This window comes from Nocardioides sp. Z24_21, from assembly GCF_058134345.1.
Genome location: NZ_JBYTTH010000001.1, coordinates 40,392 through 55,063 on the forward strand (window position 1 = coordinate 40,392; position 14,672 = coordinate 55,063).

Annotated in this window: 14 protein-coding genes; 3 read left to right on the top strand and 11 right to left on the bottom strand. The window is 71.3% G+C overall.

Going from position 1 to position 14,672, the window contains the following annotated elements:
* Positions 1–58: 58 nt before the first annotated feature.
* Together AC3X7Z_RS00200 and ybaK are read left to right on the top strand one after the other, a co-directional pair.
* A complete protein-coding gene (locus AC3X7Z_RS00200) occupies positions 59–724 on the top strand; it encodes an LON peptidase substrate-binding domain-containing protein (RefSeq protein ID WP_186341085.1) in 666 nt (221 codons plus the stop codon).
* Positions 725–739: 15 nt separating this feature from the next.
* Positions 740–1,231 carry a Cys-tRNA(Pro) deacylase gene (gene ybaK, locus AC3X7Z_RS00205; protein WP_489974620.1) on the top strand — a complete coding sequence of 164 codons (492 nt, stop codon included), beginning with the start codon at positions 740–742 and terminating at the stop codon, positions 1,229–1,231.
* A gap of 9 nt (positions 1,232–1,240) precedes the next feature.
* Here the strand turns inward: ybaK and AC3X7Z_RS00210 are convergent, their stop codons facing one another.
* The 4 genes from AC3X7Z_RS00210 to AC3X7Z_RS00225 all read right to left on the bottom strand — a co-directional run bounded on the left by AC3X7Z_RS00210 (position 1,241) and on the right by AC3X7Z_RS00225 (position 8,314).
* Positions 1,241–2,968, bottom strand: a complete 1,728-nt coding sequence (locus AC3X7Z_RS00210; RefSeq protein ID WP_489974621.1) for a DUF3352 domain-containing protein — start codon at positions 2,966–2,968, stop codon at positions 1,241–1,243.
* Positions 2,969–3,037: 69 nt separating this feature from the next.
* The gene (locus tag AC3X7Z_RS00215) at positions 3,038–3,619 is read right to left on the bottom strand and encodes a hypothetical protein (protein ID WP_489974622.1); all 582 of its coding nucleotides are present in this window, start codon (positions 3,617–3,619) and stop codon (positions 3,038–3,040) included.
* Positions 3,616–7,191 (bottom strand): DNA polymerase III subunit alpha, encoded by a 3,576-nt coding sequence (gene dnaE, locus AC3X7Z_RS00220; protein ID WP_186341081.1) that lies wholly within the window; start codon positions 7,189–7,191, stop codon positions 3,616–3,618. Before dnaE ends, AC3X7Z_RS00215 begins: the two co-directional genes overlap by 4 nt.
* 160 nt (positions 7,192–7,351) lie before the next feature.
* On the bottom strand, positions 7,352–8,314 hold the full coding sequence (locus tag AC3X7Z_RS00225; protein ID WP_489974623.1) for a DUF2332 domain-containing protein: 963 nt from the start codon (positions 8,312–8,314) through the stop codon (positions 7,352–7,354).
* 117 nt (positions 8,315–8,431) lie between these two features.
* On the opposite strand from AC3X7Z_RS00225, the gene AC3X7Z_RS00230 reads away from it, so the two are divergent.
* Positions 8,432–9,556, top strand: a complete 1,125-nt coding sequence (locus tag AC3X7Z_RS00230) for a ThuA domain-containing protein (RefSeq protein ID WP_489974624.1) — start codon at positions 8,432–8,434, stop codon at positions 9,554–9,556.
* A 104-nt stretch (positions 9,557–9,660) separates the two neighbouring features.
* On the opposite strand, the gene AC3X7Z_RS00235 is transcribed toward AC3X7Z_RS00230, so the two are convergent.
* The 7 genes from AC3X7Z_RS00235 to AC3X7Z_RS00265 form a co-directional block, all read right to left on the bottom strand.
* Positions 9,661–10,359 (bottom strand): GNAT family N-acetyltransferase, encoded by a 699-nt coding sequence (locus tag AC3X7Z_RS00235; protein ID WP_489974625.1) that lies wholly within the window; start codon positions 10,357–10,359, stop codon positions 9,661–9,663.
* On the bottom strand, positions 10,349–11,287 hold the full coding sequence (locus AC3X7Z_RS00240) for an RluA family pseudouridine synthase (RefSeq protein WP_489974626.1): 939 nt from the start codon (positions 11,285–11,287) through the stop codon (positions 10,349–10,351). Before AC3X7Z_RS00240 ends, AC3X7Z_RS00235 begins: the two co-directional genes overlap by 11 nt.
* Positions 11,284–11,922, bottom strand: a complete 639-nt coding sequence (gene lspA / locus AC3X7Z_RS00245; RefSeq protein WP_489974627.1) for a signal peptidase II — start codon at positions 11,920–11,922, stop codon at positions 11,284–11,286. Before lspA ends, AC3X7Z_RS00240 begins: the two co-directional genes overlap by 4 nt.
* Positions 11,895–12,797 (bottom strand): TraR/DksA family transcriptional regulator, encoded by a 903-nt coding sequence (locus AC3X7Z_RS00250; protein WP_489974628.1) that lies wholly within the window; start codon positions 12,795–12,797, stop codon positions 11,895–11,897. Before AC3X7Z_RS00250 ends, lspA begins: the two co-directional genes overlap by 28 nt.
* A 164-nt stretch (positions 12,798–12,961) precedes the next feature.
* Entirely contained in the window at positions 12,962–13,714 is a 753-nt protein-coding gene (locus tag AC3X7Z_RS00255) for a DivIVA domain-containing protein (protein WP_186341074.1), read from the bottom strand.
* Positions 13,715–13,820: 106 nt separating this feature from the next.
* Positions 13,821–14,114: a YggT family protein gene (locus AC3X7Z_RS00260; protein ID WP_186341073.1), complete on the bottom strand. Its 294-nt coding sequence runs from the start codon at positions 14,112–14,114 to the stop codon at positions 13,821–13,823.
* A 14-nt stretch (positions 14,115–14,128) separates the two neighbouring features.
* The gene (locus AC3X7Z_RS00265) at positions 14,129–14,614 is read right to left on the bottom strand and encodes a cell division protein SepF (protein WP_186341072.1); all 486 of its coding nucleotides are present in this window, start codon (positions 14,612–14,614) and stop codon (positions 14,129–14,131) included.
* Between the last annotated feature and the right edge of the window lie 58 nt (positions 14,615–14,672).

The window sequence follows — 14,672 nt, forward strand, 5'->3', positions numbered from 1 at the left end:
GGCGGCACGACCCTAAGCGGCGCGTCCATCGTGGACAGCGGCCACTAGTGTCGTGGGTGTGAGCGATCCGATGCCGATGTTCCCGCTGAGCACCGTGGTGTTCCCGGGCATGGCCGTGCCGCTCCACGTCTTCGAGGACCGCTACCGGATGCTCGTGCGGCACCTCCTCGAGGTGGACGACCCGGCGGATCGGGTGTTCGGCACGGTCGCCATTCGGGAGGGCTACGAGGTCGGCGACCACGGCGCCCAGTCGGTCTACCGCGTCGGCTGCGTGCTGCAGCTCACCGAGGCCGAGCGCCGCGACGACGGCACCTTCGACATCGTGGCGGTGGCCCGCGAGCGGCTGGTGCTCGAGGAGATGCAGCGCGGCGCCGACTTCCCCCAAGGGCTGGCGGTGGTCCTGCCCGAGCCCGAGGTCGAGGTCCCCGCCGAGGTGCTCGACCGGGCCCGCGCGACCTTCACCGCGTTCCGGGCGGCCATGACGGAGCTGCAGGGCGACCCGTTCAGCGGCACCCTGCCGCGCGACCCCGACTACCTGGCCTGGACCCTCTCGGCGCTGGCCCCGCTCCCGATGGCCGAGCGGCAGGCGCTGCTCGAGGCCCCCGACGCCACCGAGCGGCTCACCCTCGTCACGCGGCTGCTGACCGAGGAGCTCCGCGCCATCAACGTGATCCCGTCCCTGCCGGCCACGCAGGTCGCCCGCACGGCCTGGTCGCCCAACTGAGCCGAGTCGGCGCCGATGGCGAAGAAGGCACGGGGTGCGGGCGGCACCCCCGCCACCCTCGCCCTGACGAGGGCAGGCATCCACTACCTGCCGCGGACCTACGAGCACGACCCGCGCGCGACGTCGTACGGCCTCGAGGCGGCCGGGGCGCTCGGCGAGGACCCTGCGCGGGTCTTCAAGACGCTGCTCACCTCCCTCGACGGCGAGCTGGTCGTGGCCGTCGTGCCGGTGGCCGGGCAGCTCGACCTCAAGGCCCTCGCGCGGGCGCTGGGCGGCAGCAAGGCGGTGATGGCCGACGTGGCCGCCGCCGAGCGGGCCACGGGCTACGTCGCCGGGGGCATCTCCCCCATCGGCCAGAGGCGCGCGCACCGCACGGTGCTCGACACCTCGGCCCTCGACCACGCCACCGTGCTGGTGTCCGGCGGGCGACGCGGCTTCGACATCGAGCTCGCTCCGCAGGACCTGGTGGCGGTCACCGGTGCGGTGACCGCCACCATCGGTCGCTGAGCGGGTGCCTCAGTCGGTCGTGATCTTGACCAGGCCGTGGACGACGTCGTCGTCGACCCATCCGCTGACGCCGAACGCCGCGAGCGGCTCGAGGTTCTTGCTGATGTCGGGGTCGTCCTCGGCCAGCCGGACCAGCCAGTCGTCGTCGGCGTCGAAGTTGAGGTAGAACACCGTCTGCGCGTCGCCGTCGATGACGTCGGTGTAGGCGGAGCTGTCGCCGAGGCCGCTCTCGGACTCGAGCGAGGAGCGGTAGTCGTCCTGCAGCGCGAGGACGGCGTGCCCGTCGGCCTCGGTGACCTGGAGGTACTCCTCGGCCTCGGAGCCGACTGCCGCGCTGATCTTGTCGAGCACGGCCTGGATCTCGTCCGCGTCGCCCTTGATCGTGATGCCGGCGGGGACCTCCTGCGGACCGCCGTTGGCGATGGCGTCGGGGTCGATCCCGCCGCCGACGGACACGGTGACGCCCTCGCCGAGGAGCGTCTCGATGTCCTCGGGGAACGCGAGGCCGGTCTCGGACTCGAACTGCGCGATCTGGTCGTCGACGGACGCGGCCTCGTCGGGCGCGACCGACTTGATGTAGTCGAGCAGGCCCTGCGCCCAGCCCTCGCCGAGGGAGAACCCGAAGGCGGCGATGGTGTCCTCGGGGAGGCCGGCCACCATCTCGGCGCCGGTCTTGCTGGCGAGGAACTTGGTCATGTCGGGCTGGTAGTCGCTCGTGGCGTACTCGATCTCGACCGCACCGTCGTCGAAGCGGACGGTGGCGGCCATGCCGTCGAAGTCGTCCAGCATCTGCTGCAGCTCCGGCGGGACCTCCTCAGACGAGGTCTCGGACGCGGGCTCGTTGAGGCAGGCGTCGATCTCCTCGGTCGTGGTGGCCCCGGCCAGGCACTCGGAGGACAGTTCCATCGGGTCGGCAGCGCCGCTGAACAGCGGGCCGCCGAGCATCGCGCCGGTGGCGCCGAAGTCGTCCATGTACTTGGTGACGGCCTTGCCGACGTACATCGACATGAATCCGTCGTCACCGGCCTCGCCGGTCCACTCCTCGAACGCCGCGTCGCCCGCGAGCGGGGAGCCGTCGGCGGCCTCGACGACCTTCTGGGCGATCTCCCGGGTCTCCGCGACGACGATCCAGTCGCCCTCGACCACCCAGCCGCCGACGTCGGTGCTGGCCTCGGCGTCACCGCCCTCCTCGCCGCCGCCGCAGGCGTCGATGAGTGCCGAGAGGCCGTCCTCGGCCTTGCCGGCGTCGGACGTCTGCACGACGCCGACCGGCGTGGGCTCGTCCTCGCCGAGGTCGACCACGGCCATCGCGGCGCGCGAGCCCAGCCACGGCTTGACGTCGGCGTCGTAGTCGAGGCCCTCGCACTCGCCCGAGGACGTGATCTCCTCGAAGAGGCGCTCGCGCAGGTCCTCGTCGCTCTTGATGTCGACCTGGTCGGTGAACCCGGGGAACTTCCGCAGGGTCTTGATGGCCTCGATCTTCTGCCCGCCGCTCGGGTCGAGGTCGACGCTGACGTAGGCGACCGTGGAGGCCGGGAGCGCCTCGGCGGGCTGCGACCCGGTGGCGAAGAAGCTGCTGGCGGCCCAGGCGCCACCGGCGACCACCGCGCCGCCGGCCACGATCGCCCCGAGGGCGATGAGCCGCTTCTTGCTGTCGTCGCCGGGCACCGGCTGCGCCGGACCCGATCCGTCCAGGTACTCGGGCCGCTCGGCCGGTCCCCCAGGTGTCATGCTCATGTCGTCCTGCTCCCCCACTGCACGGGTCCCGGCGGCACCGGGACTGCTTACTTGCGTTCGGGGGGAAGCCTACCCACGCGCGCGCCGCGCCGTGGCCCAGTTGCCCCCGAGATAGGACCCGACCAGCCCGAGCATGGCTCCCCCGGGCAGCGCGAGCAGTGCCGTCGAGTGCCAGGGGACGCTGTCCCGGTCGGGGGCGGTCAGGCCGAGCTCGGCCGGCAGCTCGGTGTAGTCGTGGCTGCCCGCGGCCAGCGCCTGCGGGTCGGGCGGACCGAGCGCGTGGCCGACGGCGTACATCGCCGCGGCGCCCAGGCCGGCTGCCACGAGCACCGCCAGGACGGTGACGCGCTCGTGACCACGCCACCTGCCCACGAGCACGGCCAGCAGGAGGCCGAGCGGGAAGGCGATCACCACGTAGAGCGCGACGGCCTGGAACGACAGGTCGGGACCGGCCGGCTCGAGGTACCAGCCGCCCTCGTAGGCCAGGCCGGTGGCGGGCTCCGCGAGGCGCTCCCAGAGCACCCCGGCGGCCGCTCCGCCGCCGACGAACAGCACGAGCACCCAGAGCAGGCGGCGCTGCAGCGATGACGGTCCCGGACCGGCCCCGGGCTCGTCGCCGGACTGCTCGGGCGCGTGCGTGGCGTCGCTCATCCGGCCAGGCAACCCGGGCCGAGCAGCTGCTTGAGGTCGGCGAACAACGCCGGACTCGGGCTGACGCGCAGGTTGTCGTCGAGGCGCAGCACCTTGGTCGAGCTGCGGGTCAGCAGGCGCAGCTGGACCTCGGTCATGCCCGGGTGGGTGCCGAGCACGTCGCGCAGCTGGGCGACCACGGGCGGGGTGCACCGCGTCGACGGCAGGCTGATCACGACCGGGCCGGCGGGTCCCTGGGTGAGGTCGGGCGCGGTGACCTCCTGGGCGCGCAGCTCCGGCTGGTCCTTGTCGCGGGAGAGCTGGCCCTTGATCCGGACGATCTGGTCCTCGACTAGCAGGGTCGAGGCGAGGGTGTAGGCGCTCGGGAAGAGCAGCACGTCGATGGCTCCGTCGAGGTCCTCGAGCGTGATGGTGGCCCACGGGTCGCCGCGCTTGGTGATCTTGCGCTGGACCGAGGTGATCAGGCCGCTCACGGTGAGGGTGGAGTTGTGGGCGCGGTCCTCGTCGAGCATCAGCTGCCCGATCGTGCAGTCGGTGCCCTGGGAGAGCACGTGCTCGAGACCGAGCAGCGGGTGGTCGGAGACGTAGAGGCCGAGCATCTCGCGCTCGTGGCCGAGCAGGGTGAGCTTGTCCCAGTCGTCGATGTCGGGGATCGTCACGCTCACCCCGAAGCCGGCGTCGTCGTCGCCGTCGCCGAGCCCGGCGAAGAGCGAGTCCTGGCCGATCGCCTCGTTCTTCTTGAGGTCCACGAACTGGTCGACCGCGGTCTCGTGGACCGCGGCGAGCGCGCGGCGCTTGTGCTTCATGTCGTCGAAGGCGCCCGCCTTGATCAGCGACTCCACCACGCGTTTGTTGCACACCAGCGCGGGGACCTTCTCCATGAAGTCGTTGAAGTCGAGGTAGCGGCCCTTCGCCTCGCGCGCGGACACGATGCCGTCGACGACGTTGCTGCCGACGTTGCGCACGGCGGTCAGGCCGAAGCGGATGTCGTTGCCGACCGGCGTGAAGTTGGCGTGCGACTCGTTGACGTCGGGCGGCAGCACCTGGATCTTCATCCGACGGCACTCGTTGAGGTAGATGGCCATCTTGTCCTTGTCGTCCTTGACGGACGTGAGGAGCGCGGCCATGTACTCGGTGGGGTAGTTGGCCTTGAGGTAGGCCGTCCAGTAGGTGATGACGCCGTAGGCGGCCGAGTGCGACTTGTTGAAGGCGTAGTCGGAGAACGGGAGCAGGATCTCCCAGAGCTTGTCGATGGCGCTCTGGGGGAAGCTGCGCTCGAGCATGCCGGCCTGGAAGCCGGCGTACTGCTTGTCGAGCTCCTCCTTCTTCTTCTTGCCCATCGCCCGGCGGAGGTTGTCGGCGGCGCCGAGGGTGAAGCCGGCGAGCACCTGGGCGATCGCCATCACCTGCTCCTGGTAGACGATCAGGCCGTAGGTCTCCCCCAGGACCGGCTCGAGCGCCTCGGCGAGCGCCGGGTGGATCGGCTCGATCGGCTCGCGGCCGTTCTTGCGGCGGGCGTACTTGTTGTGGGAGTCGGCGCCCATCGGGCCGGGGCGGTAGAGGGCGCTGACGGCGGTGATGTCGGCGAACTGGTCGGGCTGCATCGAGCGCAGCAGCGCGCGCATGCCGGAGCCGTCGAGCTGGAACACGCCGAGCGTGTCGCCGCGGCCCATCAGCTCGTAGGTGGGGCGGTCGTCGAAGGGCAGCTCCTCCAGGACGACGTCGAGGTCGCGGTTGACCTTGATGTTGGACAGCGCGTCCTCGAGGATCCGCAGGTTGGACAGGCCGAGGAAGTCCATCTTGACCAGGCCGAGCGACTCGCACATCGGGTAGTCGAACTGCGTGATCACCGCCCCGTCCTGGGGGCGGGCCATGATGGGCACGATGTCGATGAGCGGCTCGCTCGACATGATCACGCCGGCCGCGTGCACGCCCCAGTTGCGGATCTGGCCCTCGAGGCCGAGCGCCGTCTCGTAGATGGTGCGGACGTCGGCGTCCTGCTCGTGCAGCGCGCGGAACTCGCCGCCGTCGTGATAGCGCTTGTGCTGGGGGTTGAAGATCTCCTTGAGCGGGACGCCCTTGCCCATCACGTCGGCGGGCAGCGCCTTGGTGATCCGGTCGGAGATCGCGAAGCCGTGGTCGAGCACGCGTGCGGCGTCCTTGATCGCCGCCTTCGCCTTGAGCCGGCCGAACGTCGCGATCTGCGCGACGCGCTCGGCGCCGTACTTCTGGCTGACGTAGTGGATGACCTCGCCGCGACGCGCGTCGTCGAAGTCGATGTCGAAGTCGGGCATCGAGGGGCGCTCGGGGTTGAGGAAGCGCTCGAAGAACAGCCCGTGCTCGAGCGGGCAGAGGTCGGTGATGCGCAGGGCGTAGGCGGCGATCGAGCCCGCACCCGAGCCGCGGCCGGGGCCGACCCGGATGCCGTTGTCCTTGGCCCAGTTGATGAAGTCGGCGACCACGAGGTAGTAGCCGCAGTAGCCCTTCTGGGAGATGATCGCGAGCTCCATCTCGACCCGGTCGCGGACCTCCTGGTCGAGGCGGTCGCCGGGGTAGCGCGCCTCGATGCCGCGCCAGACCTCCTTGCGGAACCACGAGTCCTCGGTCTCGCCCTCGGGCACGTCGGCGCGGGCCATGTAGCCGCCGGTCGACTCGGTGAACTCGACGTCGCAGCGCTCGGCGATCGCCAGCGTGTTGTCGCAGGCCTCCGGCATCCCGAAGCGGTCGGCCCACAGGGCGCGCATCTCGGCCGGCGACTTGATGTAGTAGCCGCCGCCGTCGAACTTGAGCCGGTTGGTGTCGGAGAGCCGCTTGCCCGACGCGACGCAGATCAGGGCGTCGTGGGCGGCGGCGTCCTCGGGGTTGTTGTAGTGGGAGTCGTTGGTGGCGATGGGTGCGATGCCCATCTCCCGGCCCAGGCGCAGCAGGTCGTCGCGGACCCGCTTCTCGATGTCGATGCCGTGGTCCATCAGCTCGAGGAAGACGTTGTCGCGCCCGAAGATGTCCTGCAGCTCGCCCGCCTCGCGGACGGCCTCGTCGTACTGGCCCAGGCGCAGCCGGGTCTGGATCGCGCCGCTGGGGCAGCCGGTGCTGACGATCAGCCCCTTGCTGTGCTCGGCGAGGATCTCCTTGTCCATGCGGGGCTTGTAGAAGTAGCCCTCGAGGCTCGAGCGCGACGACAGCCGGAAGAGGTTGTGCATGCCCTCGGTGCTCTCGGCCCACATCGTCATGTGGGTGTAGGCGCCGCCGCCGGCGACGTCGTTGCCGCCCTCCTCGGCCAGGTCGCCCTGCCCCCACCGCACGCGCCGGCGCTCACCGCGCTGGGTGCCGGGCGTGATGTAGGCCTCGATGCCGATGATGGGCTTCACGCCGTGCCGGCGCGCCTTGGAGTAGAAGTCGTAGGCGCCGTGCAGGTTGCCGTGGTCGGTCATCGCGATGGCCGGCATGCCCAGGTCGCTGGTGCGGGCGAACAGGCCGTCGAGCAGGGACGCGCCGTCGAGCATGGAGTACTCGGTGTGCACGTGCAGGTGCACGAAGTTGCCCGTGGAGCTGTCTGTGGAGCCGGACGACATGGGGGAGACTTCCGCACCTTTCTTCGGTCGCTGACGGTGTCACTGGCGGGGTCGGTGGCGACCGCCAGGCGGAGAGGGGGAAGGCAGTCAGCCTACGTCAGTCTGACCGGCCCCACCGACAGGACACTCGCCCCGTCGAGGAGGGTGGCGGGCGCCACGCTCACAGCCAGTGGATCGCGTGCCCGTGGCCGTGGCTGTGGGCCACCGGGGTGCCGTCCAGGGCGGTCACGAAGCGGCCCGGGGGGACGTCGGCGTCGCCCGTGACCGACGGCAGCACGTGGCGCCCCTCGTTGCTGATCCACCGGCAGCGCCCGCCCGCGACGAGTCCGGTCATCAGCTCGTGGAAGCGACGCCGGTCGGGCTCCTCGAGGTAGGCGATGACGGCCGAGTGGAACACCACCGGGGTGCCGTGGGTCGCGGCCCGGTCGAGCAGCGCCGGAAGGTGGTCGAACAGGTCGCCGCGGCGCAGGTCCGGCGGGTCGAGGCGGGCGACGTCCACGGCGGCGCGAAGACGCTCGCGGCGCTCGTCCTGCTCGGGCCAGACGAGGTTCTCCAGCCACCGCATCGCGTCGGCGTTGGCGACGTCGAGCGGGTTGAGGTCGACGCCCCCGCGCCAAGCGACCTCGGGGTGGCGGGCGGGCACCGGCAGCGGACCCGTGGCCGCGGCCGTCAGGACCGGGCCGCCGCTCCCCCGCAGCCCACCCACGGGCGGCCAGGCGTAGTCGTAGCGGTCGGGGTGCAGGCACAGCCCGGCGCTCGCCCCGACCTCGATCAGCGCCAGCGGACCGTCGAGGAGGCCGAGGACCGGGGTGAGGCTCGCGAGGCGGCCGACCTCGTTGGTCTGGGTCGCCCGGGACATGACGCTCGCCCGCACCTCGGGCTCCTGCTCGAGCAGCACCCGGCGCAGGGCGGCGTACGGCGCCGGGGCGGGAGCACCGTGCCACCGGGCGGCCGCGAACACGAGGTTGGGCTGCCGCTTGAGCGGCGGCAGGGTGCCGAGCCAGGCCAGCACCTCCTCGTCCGTAGACACCCCGAGCGCCCACTCCTCAAAGCACGGTGAGTCGCCCGCGGCGTAGGTCGCGAAGTCGCGGTACTCGCTCACCACGTCGTCATAGAGCAGCACGCGGCCATGATGCCGGACCCCCGAGGGGAGCGTTGACCGACGTGACAGACGTCACTACGGTGCCCCTGTCCCCATTTGTTGGGAACCCAAACAAATCCCCCCGCGCGAAGGACCACCATGAGAAAACCGCTCAGCCTGCTCGCCACCGGCCTGTGCGCCGGCGCCCTGCTCCTGACAGGGACGACGCTCGCCCCGGCCGGAGCCGAGCCGAAGGCCGCCCCCGCCGCCGAGCCCTACAAGGTGCTCGTGGTCGGCAAGACCCTCGGCTTCCGCCACTCCCACATCGACGAGACCACCAACGCGGTCATCGAGCTGGGCAAGGACAACGGCTTCACCGTCGACGTCTGGGACCCGCCGATCGGGCGCTCCCCCGGCCAGCCCGACCTGACGATGGCCACGACGCCGTTCACCAGCACCCAGGCGCTCTCCCAGTACGCCACGATCATGTTCGCCTCGCCCGTGGACGGCACCAACAACCAGAACCCGGCCAGCCCCCGCACCCTCGACGACGCGGAGCTCGCGGCGTTCCAGGGCTACATCCGCCAGGGCGGCGGCTTCGTCGGCCTCCACGCGGCGACCGACGAGATGCACGCCGTCCCGTGGTTCAGCCGCCTGACCGGCGGGTCGGCGCGGTTCCTCGCCCACCCCGCGCAGCAGCAGGCGACGATGGTCGTGGAGAGCCCCACCCACCCCTCCACCACGATGCTGCCCAAGCGGTGGTCGCGCTTCGACGAGTGGTACAACTTCACCGCCAACCCGCGTGAGGACGTGCACGTCCTGATCACCCTCGACGAGTCGACCTACAGCCCGGGTCGCGGGGCCATGGGCGCCGACCACCCGATCGCCTGGTGCCACAACTTCGAGGGTGGCCGCTCCTGGTACGAGGGTGCCGGTCACGTCGAGGCGTCCTACACCGACCCGCTGTTCCTGGCCCACCTGCTCGGTGGCATCGAGTGGACCGCCGGCGTCGTCGAGGGCGGCGGCAACTGCGTGACGTTCCCGGAGGTCGTGGCGATCACCGCCGACCTCGCCGACGACGGTGGCAACCGCAACGCGAAGCTCGGCCGCGACGTGGCCGAGTACCTCGCCGCCGCCGAGGCGGCTGCGGAGGAGGGCGACCATGCTCAGGCGGCGCACATCTTGAAGAAGGCGAAGGGAAAGGCCCACGGCCTGCAGGACGCGACCCTCGTCGCCAAGATCGGCGACCTCGTCGAGTGGCAGTCGGGACTCGTCGGCTACTGACCCGACCGCACCACCCGTTCGCACCACCCGCCCGCACGCCGGGCAGCGACGCACGGCCGGCCACTCCCGACCCGGGGGTGGCCGGTCGTCCTGCGTGCGGCGGCTCAGCGGGACGCGTCGAGCGCCTCGGCGATGATCGTGTCGACGATGCGCCCCACCCGCTCGGGCCCGAGCGCCGGGACCACGGCTGCCACGCGGCGCACGATCTCCCCCTCTCGGTCGGGGTCGCGCTCCGTCGACGGCTTCACCACCTGCACGGCCTGGGTCAGCGCCGTGCGACGGGCGAGCACGTCGCCCAGGAGCAGGTCGGTCTCGTCGATCAGCCCGCGCAGGAAGACCAGCGGCTCCGACCCCGGCCAGGCGACCCGGATGTCGGGCGCACGCTCCTCGTTGGCCGAGCCGTCGGTGCGCTCGAGCTCCAGGCAGCCGTGGCGGGCGTAGAACGCCCGGGCCGGCGCGTTGGTCTCGAAGACCCACAGGCAGAACCCCTGGGGGCGCGTCGAGGCGACGAGCTCGAAGAGCGCACTCCCCACGCCGTGGCCCTGGTGGGCGGGGTGCACGTAGAGGTCGTCGAGCCAGGTCGCCGTCCAGCGCGCGTAGCCGGACGGCTCGCCGTCGCGCTCGGCCAGCCACACCTCGTACGACGACAGGTCCCAGCCCGCGACCCACTGCCGGACCTCGTGGTCGGGGTGCGCGGGCGGCGGAAAGGCGTCCGCCGCGGCGCGACGGGAGGCGAGGTGCAGGTCGGCGACGACGGCGAGGTCGTCGGGGGTGACCGGACGCAGGGTGAGGTCAGCGCTCATCACGGATGACCTCGAGCGCGTGGGCGAGGTCGTCGGGATAGGTGGACTCGTAGGTGACGTAGTCGCCGGTCTCGGGGTGCTCGAAGCCGAGCCGCATCGCGTGCAGCCACTGCCGCTCGAGACCCAGTCGCTTGGCGAGGGTCGGGTCGGCGCCGTAGGTCAGGTCGCCCACGCACGGGTGCTTGAGCGCGTTCATGTGCACCCGGATCTGGTGGGTGCGCCCGGTCTCCAGGTGCACCTCGAGCAGGCTGGCGAAGCGATGGGCCTCGAGCGTCTCGTAGTGGGTGACGCTGGCGCGGCCGTCGGCCATCACGGCGAACTTGTAGTCGTGGTGCGGGTGGCGCCCGATCGGGGCGTCGACCGTGCCGGAGAGCGGGTCGGGGTGTCCCTGCACGAGGGCGTGGTAGGTCTTGTCGACCGTGCGGTGACGGAACGCGTTCTTGAGCACGGAGTAGGCGCGCTCGGACTTGCAGATCACCATCACGCCGCTCGTGCCGACATCGAGGCGCTGCACGATGCCCTGGCGCTCGCTGGCGCCACTGGTGGAGATGCGGAACCCGGCGCCGGCGAGGTGGCCGACGACGGTGGGGCCCGACCAGCCGGGCGAGGGGTGCACGGCCACGCCGACCGGCTTGTCGATCACGACGATGGCGTCGTCGTCGTGGATGATCCGGATGCCCTCGACGACCTCCGGGACGACCTCGAGGGGGTCGGACTCCGCGGGGATGGTCACGTCGAGCATCGCACCGGCGTCGACCCGGTCGCTCTTGCCCACGACGGAGCCGTCGACGTGCACGAGGCCCTGCGAGATCAGGTCGGCGGCCCGGGTGCGGGAGAACCCGAACATCCTGGCCATGGCGGCGTCGACGCGCTCGCCCGCCAGGCCGTCGGGGACGAAGACCGTGCGCTGGTCGGCGTGGGTCGTCACGTCGCCCCGTGCCCCGGCTCGCGACCGGGCTCCCGGCGGGCCTCGACCTCGTCGGACCTGGCGTCGGACCCCGCGTCGGACCTGGCGTCGGACTCGCGGGTGCCGTCGAGGGCGATGCCGCGGAAGGTCTGCAGGATGATCAGGCCCGCCGCGACGTTGATGCAGACGTCGGCGATGTTGAACACCGGCCACTTGGGCAGCATCAGGAAGTCGACGACGTGGCCGTGGAACGGCTCGGGGTCGCGAAGGATGCGGTCGGTCAGGTTGCCCGCGACGCCGCCCAGGAGGAACCCCAGTGCCAGCGCCCACCCGGTGGTCGCGATCCGGCGGCTGAGCCACAGCACCACGACGACGGCGGCGATCGCCAGGCAGGTGAACACGATGGTGAAGTCGGTGCCGGTGCTGAACGCCGCACCGGGGTTGAACGTCAGGTGGAGCGTGAGCCAGTCGCCCAGGACCGGGATGTCACCGTCGGCCAGTGCGCTGAGGGCCCACTCCTTGGTGCCGAGGTCGACGGCGTAGGCCGTGATCGCCACCGCCGCGAACAGCACGCGGGCATCGACGCGTCGACGACGGGCCGTGGCCTGATCGGCCGGGTCGCTGGAGTTCAGCGACGCTCCTCGCGCTGCTTGCATGACATGCACAGTGTGGCATGGGGCACCGCCATCAGCCGATTCTTGCCGACCGGGTTGCCGCAGGAGTCGCACACGCCGTAGCTGCCGTCGTCGATGTGCGCCAGGGCGCGCTCGATCTGCGCGAGCGTCTCGCGCTCCCGGGTGAGGACGGTGAGCTCGTGGTCGCGCTCGAAGCTGGTCGCCCCGACGTCGGCCTGGTCGTGCCCGGCCCCGTCGCCGGCATCGCGCATCAGCCCGGCCAGCTCCGCCTCCGATTCGCCCACGATGGCGGTCAGGCGGTCACGGTGCTCCTTGAGCTCCTTGACCACCTCGTTGAGCTCGGCCCTGGTCCAGGGGCTCTCGCCCTCGAGGACCACCAGGGTCGAGGGGGTCGCCTTGCGGACCTTCTTGGCCGGGGCGGCCTTCTGGGCGGGCGTCGGAGCGGCCTTCGTCACGGGTGCAGCCTTCGTCGTCGTCGTCGTGGTCGTGGGTGCGGGGGCGGCAGGTGCCGACCGCGTCGCGGCCGCCTTCTTGGCCGGGGCCTTCCTGGCCGGGGCCTTCTTCGCCGGGCTCTTCGACGCTGCGGCCTTCTTGGCCGGGGCCTTCTTCGCTGCGGCCTTCTTCGCCGGGGCCTTCTTCGCCGGCCCTGCGGCGGGCGCCTTCTTCGCCGTGGACTTCGTGGCGGGCGGCTTCGTGACCGGCGCCGTGCCCGCCGGGGCCTTCGTGGCGGCGGGCTTCTCGCCCGGCGCCTTCTTGGCGACCGGCCCCGTGGCGGCGGCCTTCTTCGCTGCGGCTGCCGCCGGCTCCTGCGCGGCGGTCGTGCGCGTGCGGGAGATCACCCGCTTCGCTGCTGCGGCGGCCGTGCCGGCCAGGGACTTGCGCGTGCTGCCAGCCATCCGAGGGCCTCCAGGCGTGCGTCAGGTGTGGCGGGAGCCACACGGTGCAGGGAGGCTATCCGGTGGGATCAAACCGACCAACTCCGTTTCGCCGAAATGCGAGAACGACCACCCCTGGGGGCGGTCGTTCTCGCATGTGCTCGGGTCGTGCTGGTGCTCGGCGATCAGCTCTCGTCGTCGCCGAGGACCGAACGCAGGCGCTTGGGCGCGTTGCTGCTGTCGGCCGGAGCCTGCGTCTCGCTGCCGTGGGCGAGCGCCTCCAGCTGCTGCGAGAAGTAGGTCTTCAGGCGGGAGCGGTACTCGCGCTCGAACTGGCGGAGGGTCTCGACGTCGCTGTTGAGCTTGTCGCGCTCCTTCTCCAGGTCGCCGAACATCTGCTGGCGGCGCTCGGCGGTCTCGGAGTCCAGCATCTGCGAACGCTGGCGCGCGTCGGCCTCCATGCGGTCGGCCTTGGTCTTGGCCTCGGCCTCGAGGCGCTCGGCCTTGGTGCGGGCAGCGCCGACGATGCGGTCGGCCTCGTTCTTGGCGTCCTCGACGAGCTCGTCGGCGTTACGCGTGGCGATCTCGAGGAGGCGGGCCGCGGCGTTGGAGGCGTCGGCGATCGTCTCGACGCGCATCGTCTGCTGCGGAGCGGCAGCGGCCACGGGAGCGGGACGCTGCGGCTCGGGCTCCGGCTCGGGCTCCGGCTCCGGCTCGGGAGCCGCGGGCGCGAACGACGGCATCGACGAGGGAGCCGACGAACCACCGGCCTGCGCGGCGGACAGCTTGGCGCGCAGGTCGTCGTTCTCCTTGGTCAGCCGGGCGAGCTCCGCCTCGACCTCGTCCAGGAACTGGTCCACCTCGCCCATGTCGTAGCCCTCACGGAGGCGGACAGGCGTAAAGCGCTTGTTGCTCACGTCCTCAGGCGTCAGCGGCATGACGTCACCCAAACTTTCACGATCGGTAATCACGGTGGCTCTGCTGTCAGGAGACAATAGCGCCCGGACCGCCACCGGGCACAGTGACCCGTGTGACGGATGGTTTCTAGACGCCGAAGATCGTGCGCACCACGCTGAGCAGCAGCCATGCGGCCACCATCACCAGCAGGAAGCTCAGGTCGAGGGCGACCTGGCCGATCCGCAGCGGCGGGATCACGCGGCGCAGCGCCATGATCGGCGGGTCGGTCGCGGAGTAGACGCCCTCGAGGGCCACGAGCAGCGGGCCATGGGGCTCCCAGCGCCGGGCGAAGACCTGCACCCAGTCGACGATGAAGCGGATCCAGAGCAGGCCGATGAAGACGTAGAGGATGGCGACGAGGATGGAACCGACGGTGTACACAGGTGAAGTATGGATCAGCTCTGGTTGAAGAACCCGTCCTCGGCGATCCGCTGCTTGTCCTCGGCCGAGACCGCGACGTTGGGCGGCGAGAGCAGGAACACCTTGTTGGTCACGCGCTCGATCGAGCCGCGGGTCGCGAAGATCAGGCCGGCCGCGAAGTCGACGAGGCGCTTGGCGTCGTTGTCGTCCATCTCGCTGAGGTTCATGATCACGGGCGTGCCGTCGCGGTAGTTCTCACCGACCAGGCGGGCCTCGTTGTAGTTGCGGGGGTGGAGGGTGGTGATGCGGCTCAACTCGGCCACGACTCCTGTCTGGACCGGGGCCGGACGGCGGCGCTCGGCGAGGTCGGACACGGGGGCAGGGCGACGCTCGCGCGTGACCGGGCGCTGCTCGACAGCGTCGTGGGTCGTGGTCTCGGTGTCGCCGTCGTAGTCGTCGTAGTGGCCGGTGTCCTCGAGCAGGCCGAGGTACTCGCCGATCTTGCGCATCGCGCCGCTCATGAGACTGTTCCTCCGCTAGACCTGGCACCCGGGACCGGGTGCCGCTTGACTGTTGTGG